This is a genomic window from Rapidithrix thailandica (assembly GCF_039710355.1).
GTDB lineage: Bacteria > Bacteroidota > Bacteroidia > Cytophagales > Flammeovirgaceae > Rapidithrix > Rapidithrix thailandica.
Map to the genome: position 1 here is coordinate 265,547 of NZ_JBDKWZ010000008.1, position 9,899 is coordinate 275,445.

General features: G+C 43.7%; 7 protein-coding genes. 4 read left to right on the plus strand and 3 right to left on the minus strand.

Annotated elements, in window-relative coordinates; translation table 11 throughout:
- Window positions 1-44: 44 nt before the first annotated feature.
- Window positions 45-881: a PASTA domain-containing protein gene (locus AAG747_RS15870; protein ID WP_346822177.1), complete on the plus strand. Its 837-nt coding sequence runs from the start codon at window positions 45-47 to the stop codon at window positions 879-881.
- Window positions 882-1,159: 278 nt separating this feature from the next.
- Window positions 1,160-3,040 carry a T9SS type A sorting domain-containing protein gene (locus AAG747_RS15875; RefSeq protein WP_346822178.1) on the plus strand — a complete coding sequence of 627 codons (1,881 nt, stop codon included), beginning with the start codon at window positions 1,160-1,162 and terminating at the stop codon, window positions 3,038-3,040.
- Window positions 3,041-3,123: 83 nt separating this feature from the next.
- On the opposite strand, the gene AAG747_RS15880 is transcribed toward AAG747_RS15875, so the two are convergent.
- Complete coding sequence (locus tag AAG747_RS15880) at window positions 3,124-3,630, minus strand: GNAT family N-acetyltransferase (protein WP_346822179.1); 507 nt, start codon at window positions 3,628-3,630, stop codon at window positions 3,124-3,126.
- Window positions 3,631-3,812: 182 nt separating this feature from the next.
- Here AAG747_RS15880 and AAG747_RS15885 point away from each other — a divergent pair, with 182 nt between their 5' ends.
- Both AAG747_RS15885 and AAG747_RS15890 read left to right on the plus strand, forming a co-directional pair.
- A complete protein-coding gene (locus AAG747_RS15885) occupies window positions 3,813-4,679 on the plus strand; it encodes a hypothetical protein (RefSeq protein WP_346822180.1) in 867 nt (288 codons plus the stop codon).
- A 169-nt stretch (window positions 4,680-4,848) separates the two neighbouring features.
- Window positions 4,849-6,324 (plus strand): PQQ-binding-like beta-propeller repeat protein, encoded by a 1,476-nt coding sequence (locus AAG747_RS15890; protein WP_346822181.1) that lies wholly within the window; start codon window positions 4,849-4,851, stop codon window positions 6,322-6,324.
- A gap of 48 nt (window positions 6,325-6,372) precedes the next feature.
- Here the strand turns inward: AAG747_RS15890 and AAG747_RS15895 are convergent, their stop codons facing one another.
- Together AAG747_RS15895 and AAG747_RS15900 are read right to left on the minus strand one after the other, a co-directional pair.
- Window positions 6,373-8,541: a S9 family peptidase gene (locus tag AAG747_RS15895; RefSeq protein WP_346822182.1), complete on the minus strand. Its 2,169-nt coding sequence runs from the start codon at window positions 8,539-8,541 to the stop codon at window positions 6,373-6,375.
- Window positions 8,542-8,805: 264 nt separating this feature from the next.
- A complete protein-coding gene (locus AAG747_RS15900; RefSeq protein WP_346822183.1) occupies window positions 8,806-9,873 on the minus strand; it encodes a methyltransferase in 1,068 nt (355 codons plus the stop codon).
- Window positions 9,874-9,899: the final 26 nt, after the last annotated feature.

Here is a 9,899-nt window from a genome sequence, read left to right on the forward strand (position 1 = left end):
TTGCTTGATTTTAATAAAAACCAAATATAGAGCGAATTAATCTTATGTTGAATTTCTTTAAACAAAATACACCTGTAGCCTTGGTGCTCAATATAGTCTTGGTACTAGGATTGGGCTTTGGGGGGATTACTTTGTTTTATTATGTATATCTGCCGGCAGCTACAGATCATGGTGAGACGATCACAGTGCCAAACTTGAGTGGTTTGCAACTGGATGAGGTCGAAAGGGTATTAATGGAAAAGGAATTGCGGTATGAAATTTACGATTCCAGTGCGTCTAATTTCACCTCGGAATTTCCTCCGATGACTGTCCTAAAGCAAAATCCTTTACCGGATGCCAAAGTAAAACTGAACCGTAAAATTTACCTTACGGTCAATCCGACTTCACCTCCGATCATTCGCATTCCGGATATTGTGGACGGTTCTATGAAAAATGCTCAGATCCTTTTGAAAAGTTATGGACTGGAAGTGGGTAAAATAGAATATGTGGATGCTCCATTTACCAATACCATTGAGGCTGTGCGTTTCCGGGGGAAAGAGTATAAAAAGGAGGAAATCAAAGAAGGGATAAGTGTGCCTAAAGGAGCGAAAGTGGATTTGCTGGTGAGAAATGGCTTGGGACGCAGTGAAATGTCGATCCCTGATTTGAAGGGAATGCCTCTGGACGAAGCCGAGCAATTGCTGGCCGGAATGGGCTTGGTATTGGGCAATGTGGAGTATGAAGAAACGGAAGATGCGGTAGAAGGAACCATTATCCGTCAGAGTCCTGAGGCCAATGAGCGTTTGCGCATCCGGGTAGGGAGTACCGTAGATTTGTGGGTATCAGGGTATTTTCCGGACGAAGATAAAATTAAAGCCCAGGCGCAAGAGAATGAAGAGTAATTACGGTTGATGACGACAATCTTGCCGGAATTTAGGGTCCCCCTTCTTGTAAACTCACAGGAAGGGGGATTTTTTGTAAGAGCGGAGGTTTCCCTTAAATTCATTATCAACTCGCTTTCCATTTAACCTTCTCTACTGAAAAATTCTTAGATTGCTCTTGTGCTTTTGATCTGCTAAATGTTTATTATTGACTTATAAAATTAAACTTTCAGGAGGATACATATTGCCAAGTAAAGCGCTGTGATTCGTATCCCCACAAACAAATCCGGCTAGATCTTATGAAATACGACCGCTTTTTGCCCTTGGGCGTACTTATACTTACCTTTTTTGTCGCTCATACGTTATCCGCTCAAATCACTCTGAGTCCCCTTCCCAGAAAAGCCCCGCCAAGCAAGCAAAAAGCCGCCTTCAATTCTGCCCGCTTGATGAATGAAGGCCCGGTAGTTCTTACCCTGCCTTTTTTCGATGATTTTTCTTGGAGTAAGGGAGAACCGGATGCCTTGCTATGGGAGGAAGGCGGAGGGACCCACCTCAGCAATACTCTAGGCATTCGGCCGCCAAGCGTAAAGGCAATTGTATTTGACGGGGCTGATATTTACGGAAACCCTTACGACTTTTCCAATCCTCAGGCGCAAGGAGAGGCCGATCATTTGCGCTCGCATTCCTTCGACCTTTCTGCAAGTTCGCCTTCTGATAATTTCTTTATTAGTTTTTATTGGCAGGAAGAGGGCCTGGGAGATACTCCGGAAGACGATGATAAGTTGGTTTTACGACTAAAAGATGCGGATGGAAACTGGCAAGAGGTATGGTCGGTAAGTGGAGGAGAAACCACCGGAGAGGCATTCCAACTGGAAAAAGTACCGATTTCCAATCCGGCCTTTTTTCATGATCATTTTCAATTCGAGTTTGTGAACAGTGGCCGGCTTTCCGGTAGCTTTGATAACTGGTTGTTGGATTATATTTTGTTTTCCAATGAAAGCATAGACGACCCCAATAAACGGTTGGATGTAGCCGTGGGAGAGCAGCCTACTTCTTTGCTTAAGAATTACCGTTCCATGCCGTTGGCGCAGTTCCGTGATTTTGAAGTAGCCGATAGTATTTTTACCGCAGTGCAAAACCTTTCGGATACCTTTAATGTCATCTCTCACGACTGTCAGGTTGTTGATGAATACTCAGGGGATGTCGTGGCTGACTTGGTCACCGGTACCATCGGCGAAAACTCCAACTTCTCGGGAACGAGCCTCATTGAAAAAAGGGAGCGAATGAAACTGGTCAGCTTAAATGATCTTTCCGGTTTGAACGTGGGGAAAGATTCCTTGAAGTTGAGGTATACCTTTACCATTATCACTAACGAAAGCAATGAGTTGATCCCTACGATCCGGAACGATACGGTACGTGGGGTGACGAATTTGCATAATTTTTATGCCTTTGATGACGGTACTGCCGAATTAGGAATGGGAGTCAACCAACGTTTTGGGAAAATTGTGGCGCGTTTTGTTCTTAACGAACCGGCTGAGTTGACAGATATCGATATATATTTTGCGAAACTGGGGGAGAATTTGGCCGGACAAACAGTGAATTTATTGGTGTATGACCATATTGATTTTGAGAATAATACAAATAGCAAACTGGTATTGCGACAGGCTGTTCCCTTTACCTACTCGGATAGCTTGAACCAGTACCGGAGAATTCCTTTGAGTACTCCGGTATTGCTGAGCGATACGATTTATATAGGAGTAGAGCAATTGGAAGAAAATGCCTTGACCATCGGTTATGATAAAAATTCCCTTTTCGGAAAGAATATCTTTTACAATGTCAGTTCGCAATGGGTGCAGAATGATGCCGAAGAACTGCCGGGTAGCATGATGATCCGTCCGGTATTTGACAGCGATCGAATTACGGGAATTGATGACGAGCCTTTACAGCAGCAAGTAAATGTGTATCCTAATCCGGCCCGGGATGTCATTTACATTCACAGTGAAATAGGCATCAATGAAATGGCATTGGTAGACCTTTCCGGGCGGATAATACAAAGGCAAAGTTATTCTCGGCAAAAGCGTTTGGAGTTGTCCCTTAGCACCCTGCCCAAAGGAATGTATTTGCTCCATCTCAATACGCAACAGGGGCAATTGGTGAAGAAAATAGTATTGGCAAAATAAACAGAAGATGGGCAAGAGGGACGTATTACGCTGTCAACCAGCTTGCTTTTTTTAATAAAGCTACCTCCCCCTGTTTTTAATCTTTATCGGGAAGGTTCGGTATGGTACACCCGCGCATGCAAGGAGAAAGCCATTTCAGCATTAATCAAATCCGGAAAACTCATGACTTTCAGTGGTAAGTCAGGACCTCCGGATTGGTAAGAAGGTTGGAAATAATCAAATGTATTGAGCCGGAAGCCCAGTCTTTCGTAAAAGACAATCCGTTTTTCGGCTAATGGGGTATCCGGTAGCTCCACTTCCAAAATCACCGTGACAGGACATTTTTCCAAAAAAGCCTTTAGGTATTGCGAACCGGTACCTCTGCCCCTTTCGGAGGTGCTCAAGGCAAAATGCTCAATGAACCAAAAATCTTCAAATTTCCAATAACCGATCAATCCGCAAGTATTTCCTTGGTGTTTGACAGGTTCAAAATGGTAGGCCGTTTCTCCTAATAGTTTTTTTTGATGTTGAAGACTGCGTCTCTCATTGGAGGGAAAAGCCTCTTTGTAAATTGCCCACAGCTGTTGAAATTCTTGGTTGGTCGTATCCATTTTATTCCTGTATTTGTTTGTTCCAAATGTATTGAAGAAAAAGGAATTGTAAATGCTTTGTAAGCGACATTTGCAACTGAAATGGATTTGTAAATCCTCTTTTTCTATCCGTGCCGGAAAAACAAAAAAATAGTTATTTTAGCTGGAACAACAAATTGCAAAGAGCATAACTCTACTAGCCGATGGATCAGGAAGAATTACAAGCCATTGTATTAAAAACTTTAAGTGAGAGCTATCCGCAGGAAGTGGATTTGCGTATCGTGTTGAAAACGTATGGGGTATATTTGACGCCCGATGAATTAGAGGGCTTTATGAATCACCGCCTGGTGACTCCGGGCTATGTCAATATCGGAAGCAAGGCGTATTGCTTTTCCGCTACGCAAATGGGATTGGAGTTTGGCGAATCTGTCTCTTTAGATCTCCCGGATCCTGAAAAACATAGAAAAGACGGACCTGTTTTACCTTTTTTGGTGCCACACCACTGGCCTAAAAGACAGAAATTTATTTGTGAACCCTTGATTCTCCGCCCCGGGCATCCCGACATTCCTGTCATTGTGTATGGTTATCAAAAAGAAGATGGTTTTGAACTGGATGGCATTGAAGTGGAAGAGGACATTACCTTGGAGGAACTTCGGAACCAAAGCCTGCAAAACCTTCCTTCAGAGGATGTATCGGTGGAAGAGTTAGTGGTGGAAGAGTATAAAATGCTGGAAGGGTCGGGGCCATTTGCCGCAGAAAAAATCTTGGAAAAAGGATGTATGAAAGAACTGCAAAACCGCTTACAAGCCAAGCAAATTGCGGTAGCGATACCGGCAAAAGAAAGTTTATTCTTGATAAATGCCCAAGCTCCGGAAAGGGTGATCCGGAAATTTAAAAGAAAAGTCACGGCTATATTTGAAGCACAAGAACGCAACAATACTATCTCGCAAACAATCTTTACGGTACAAGAAGGGGAAATTACCGGAATTTTGAATTTACCTGAGATGGCAGAGAAGAAAACCCATTCACGGGGGACTTTTTTACGAAAACTTCTGGGGCGGGGAGAGTAGGCATTTGCATTGAGCCTGAAGGAAGCTGAGCGTTTTTATCAAATAAAATTCGCCTTGATAAAAACCTGCCCATCCGTTGATAGAAGATCAGATGTAGACAAGTCTGTAATATTCTGGGAATGATCGGCATATGAGAATTGTATTCATACTATAAGCCTTGTTGATCATTATGAAAATTCTTCCATTGTATCTGTGGTGTTTGGCTTTGGGAGTAATGCCCCTGACACTACAAGGCCAGAAGTCCTGGTCAGTCCAATTGCCCGGAATCGGAACTTTTTCTTCTCCACGAGTGGCGGATTTGAATCAAGATGGGGTAGGGGATATTATCTTGGGAGCAGGTAGAAAAGAGTTTCAAGCCTGTGATTCTGCAATGATTGCTTTGGACGGACGGCACGGAAAGTTACTTTGGCAGGTAAGCGCCAAAGACCAGATATTTGGTTCGGCGGCATTAAAAGACTTAAACGGAGATGGCATTCCTGATATATTGATTGGGGGACGTTCTGCAGAGTTGAAAGCCATTCATGGGAAAACAGGGGAGTTGCTTTGGCAGTTTTCTCCTGAAAATACTTCAAAAACATCATCACACAAATGGTATAATTTTTACAATCCTCAATGGATACCCGATCAAAATCAGGACGGCTTGGAAGAGGTGTTGATCTCCAATGGCGGAGATGTGATGGCAGCAGCTTACGATCCGGATCGTCCGCCGGGGTATTTGCTGGTATTGAGTGGGAAGGATGGGCGTTTGTTGGCTCAGGCGGAAATGCCGGATGGAAAAGAGACCTATATGTCAGTGGCCATTACTCCTGCAAACCGGGAAGGCGATTATAAAGTGATATTTGGCACAGGAGGCGAAACCGTTGGCGGTAATCTATATGTAGGCTTGCTTTCGCAAATACTGAAAGGGGATCTGTCCGAAGCGAAGTTGTTAGACAGCAGCCCGGCCAAAGGGTATATTGCACCTCCGGTTTGGGTGGATATTAACCAAGACCAAGTGCCGGATATTCTGGCCAATTCGGTAGACGGTCGTTTGTTGGCATTTGACGGCAAAACCTACCAGGCTTTATGGTCGGTACATATGCCTAATACGGAGGCGTATAGCTCTATTGCAACCGGGTATTTTACCAAAGATTCAATTCCTGATTTTTTTGTCTCTTACGCACAAGGGGCCTGGCCGAAGTTGGAGTGGTGCAAACAGTTTATGGTAAATGGCCAAACTGGAAAGCTTGAATTTGTCGATTCATTGGGTTTTTACCAAACCAGCACTCCCGTAGCAGCTGATATTACTAAAGACGGAAGGGATGAGGCTTTTTTAAGTGTCAATATCAAATCGGTGGATGAACAAAACCTCCGGACATACTTTTACAACGTATTGGTCTTTATCAATTTTTCAAACCGGGAATTAGTACAAGTAGGCCCTGTTTTTGACGGAAGCAATATTTCTTCCACCCCTTGGCTGGGGGATTTGGATCAGGATGGTTTTATGGATATAATTTATTGCCATGCTACCAATACGGAAAGTACCTACACTTTTGACGGCTTGCAAATTAACCGTATTGCCACCGAATACCCCATGCCCGCCAAACTGCCTTGGGGGGCCTATATGGGAAGTGCGTATGATGGAGTATTTTACCGGGATCAATAAAAAGAGGCGAGTAATCACTGGTTACTTGCCTCTTTTTATTGAATTAATCTATTGCTTAATGCCTGCCAAATCCAACATGAAAGCATATTCTAAAGCCATCTCTTTGTAACGCTTGAACCGGCCGGAAGCTCCGCTATGCCCGGCTTCCATATTGGTATGCATCAACAATAGGTTGTGATCGGTTTTATATTCCCGGAGTTTCGCTACCCATTTGGCAGGTTCCCAATATTGCACCTGCGAATCGAACAAACCGGTAGTGACAAGCATATTAGGATAAGCTTGTTTGCTTACGTTGTCATACGGAGAGTAGGTTTTCATGTACTCATAGTACTCCTTGTCTTCCGGGTTGCCCCATTCGTCATACTCATTAGTGGTCAAGGGAATGGAAGGGTCTGACATAGTCGTGATGACATCCACAAACGGAACAGCTGCCACTACTCCCCGGTACAATTCAGGAGCCATATTGACCACCGCACCCATTAGTAATCCTCCGGCACTGCCGCCCATAGCAAAGAGCTTTTCAGGGTTGGAGTACTGTTGTTCAATCAGGAATTTGCTACAGTCGATATAATCGTAAAATGTATTTTTCTTTTTCAGCATTTTACCCTCTTCGTACCATTCTCTTCCCAGCGCTTGTCCTCCCCGGATATGTGCAATGGCAAAGGCAAAGCCCCTGTCCAGCAAGCTCAGGCGCGCTGAACTGAAATAAGCATCCATGGTGCTTCCGTAAGAACCATAGGCATACAAAAGCAAGGGTGCTTGTCCGTTTTTTTCAAAGCCTTTCTTATACACAAGGGAGATCGGTACTTTTTTGCCGTCACGAGCTGTTGCGTAAAGTCTTTCGGTGGTATACTCTTCCGGGTTATGTCCGCCTATTACCTCACTACGCTTTTTCAATACTTTCTCTTTCGAGTTCATATTGTAATCATAGATAGAGTTAGGAGTAGTGAGTGAAGAATAGCCAAAGCGCAGTTGCTCGGTAGCAAATTCCGGGTTGGTAGAAACATAGGCAGTGTAAGCAGGTTCTCCAAAGTCCAGGTAGTGTTCTTCTCCTGTCTTTTGATGGATAATCCGCAATTGGGTCAAGCCGTTTTTGCGCTCGTCCACCACCATATGGTTTTTAAAGATTTCAATGCCTTCTAACAGTACATCCTCCCGGTGAGCAATGACTTCTTTCCATTGGGACTTCTCCGTAGCCTTTTCAGCAGTTTCCATCAAACGGAAGTTTTTTGCTTCCCAGTTAGATACGATGTAAAATTTATCTTCAAAATGCTCGATTTGATATTCATGAACCTCTTCCCGGGGAGTGAATTGTTGAAAATCATCCTCCGGATGATCCGCATTCAGAATATGAAAATCGCTGGATAAGGTGCTACTATTCCAAATGATGACGTATTTGTCGGATTTGGATTTATATACTCCGATGTAATAGGAAGGATCTTCTTCTTTGTATACAATTGCATCATCTGAGGCGGCTTCGCCTAAGCGGTGCCGGAGAATTTTTTCCGGTAAGAGGGTTGTTTCGTTTTTGGCCGTGTAAAAATAATGGGCGTTGTCGTTGGCCCAAGCCCCGCCTGCAGTCGTTCCGGGAATTTCATCACTCAGCACCTCACCGGTTTCCAGGTTTTTAAATCTGATGGTATAAATCCTCCGGCTCAGGGTGTCTACGCCAAATGCCAGTAATTTATTATCCGGGCTCACTTCCAGGCCGCTAACACTGTAGTAGTTTTTGCCCACTGCCATTTCATTGACATTGAGCAGTACTTCCTCTTCGGCTTCCAAGGTTTTGAGTTTACGGCAATAGATAGGGTACTCCTTTCCCTCTTCGTACCGGGTATAGTACCAATAGCCGTTTTCAAAGTAGGGTACGGATTCATCGGTTTGCTTGATTCTTCCTACGATTTCCTGATAGAGGGTGTCCTGAAGGGCCTCGGTATGGCTTAGTTGTTTTTGAGTGTACTCATTTTCGGCATCCAGGTAGTCAATCACCTTCTGGGTATGTGCATCCGGTGTTTCGGCATTTTTTTGCTCGTCCGTTAAACGCATCCAGTAGTAATCATCTGTCCGGGTGTCGCCATGTAAAGTGAGTTGTTTGGCTTCTTTCTCCGCTTTTGGTGCTTGCATTGTCTGTTCTTTGTGTATACTGTTACAGCTGATAATTCCGCCACTTAATCCTAAAGTGGTGAGCGAAATTAAAAAATGGTTTGGGATCTTCATGAAGTTTATTGATTTGAAATGTGAATTTAGAGAATATTTTCGTGATGAATAGTAAATAATTACAATGCTATTAAGGTATTGTGATAATAATAAATTGACTGTAAAATACCTATGTATTGGCAATAAAAAAGCTATTGTTTTGAGTGCGAGTGAGTGTTTGTGTTGATTGTTGGAAAGAATGCCCCTCCCCGGAATTTCCGGAAAAGGGGCATTTGGACTTTTGCTTATAGGAGAGGTATTGGAAAATTTTCAGATAGTACAAGATCATTCATCCAATTTATAGGCAATCGCTGCGGAGGAGGGACCTCCCAAAGGTAATAAATCCGTATACCGGAAACCCGCTTCCCTCGTCCATTCTTTAAATTCCGCTTCGGTAAAATCAAAACCGCCCTCGCACTCGATCAGCATATTCAAGGACATCAGCAGGCCAAAGGTGTTTTCTTTGCGTTCGTTGTCTAGGATGTTCTCAATGACGACAAAAGCCCCTCCTTTGGGCAGGGCATTGAATGCTTTGCGAATCAACGCTTTTTTCTGATCCAGATCCCAATCATGAAGAATATTTCCCATGACGATGATATCGGCATTGGGGAAGGAATCGGTAAAAAAGTCTCCTTCTTTTACCGCTACTTTGTTTTTCATTTTCATTTCCCGGAGGTACTCCCGGGCAAGTTGACTGACTTCCGGAATGTCCCAGGTGGTACATTTCATATGCGGGTGTTTAGTAGCCACAAGCATAGCCAAGACTCCACTGGCGCCTCCTACATCGCAAAGGGTTTTATAACGTGAAAAGTCAAATTTTTCTACAAAGGAATGAAAGTTTCCCAATTGAGCTCCTCGCATGGCCGAAATGAACTTTCGAAGTTTTTCAGGAGATGATACGAGCGCTTCGAAGATCGGCTTGCCTGTTTCTCTATATTCATTTTGAGGCTTTCCGCTTTTTAATGCATCTTCCAGGTAATTCCAAAAAGGATAGAGGCGATTGTTGACCATCTCTAAAACATTTCCCATGTATTGATGGGGGTTGTTGGGGTTCAGAAAGGTATCCACATCGGGGGCATTTTGATAAATAGCCGTTTCTTTCAAACCGCTACGTTCCAAAAAGCCTAAGGAGGTTAACGCATCCAAAAAATCGAAAAGCCCCCTTGAATGAAGTCCCAGTTTTTCCTGGATTTCCCGGGCAGGTAAAGGACCTTTGGCCAAGAGTGCAAATAGTCCTAAGTTGGTGGCTGTTAAGAGGGTTTTGGAAGCGAAAAATCCGGTGGCGACTTGAAAGATTTTGTCCGCATTGACTACCGTAGAAGGAGCCTGGGGAGACTTAAACACTTTGTCCATTTTCATAGGAGATTTTGATGATGTGA

Excerpts from the sequence above, each read along its gene's own strand:
- AAG747_RS15870 (WP_346822177.1), top strand. The coding sequence starts at position 45 with ATGTTGAATTTCTTTAAACAAAATACACCTGTAGCCTTGGTGCTCAAT.
- AAG747_RS15875 (WP_346822178.1), top strand. The coding sequence starts at position 1,160 with ATGAAATACGACCGCTTTTTGCCCTTGGGCGTACTTATACTTACCTTT.
- AAG747_RS15880 (WP_346822179.1), bottom strand. The coding sequence starts at position 3,630 with ATGGATACGACCAACCAAGAATTTCAACAGCTGTGGGCAATTTACAAA.
- AAG747_RS15885 (WP_346822180.1), top strand. The coding sequence starts at position 3,813 with ATGGATCAGGAAGAATTACAAGCCATTGTATTAAAAACTTTAAGTGAG.
- AAG747_RS15890 (WP_346822181.1), top strand. The coding sequence starts at position 4,849 with ATGAAAATTCTTCCATTGTATCTGTGGTGTTTGGCTTTGGGAGTAATG.
- AAG747_RS15895 (WP_346822182.1), bottom strand. The coding sequence starts at position 8,541 with ATGAAGATCCCAAACCATTTTTTAATTTCGCTCACCACTTTAGGATTA.
- AAG747_RS15900 (WP_346822183.1), bottom strand. The coding sequence starts at position 9,873 with ATGGACAAAGTGTTTAAGTCTCCCCAGGCTCCTTCTACGGTAGTCAAT.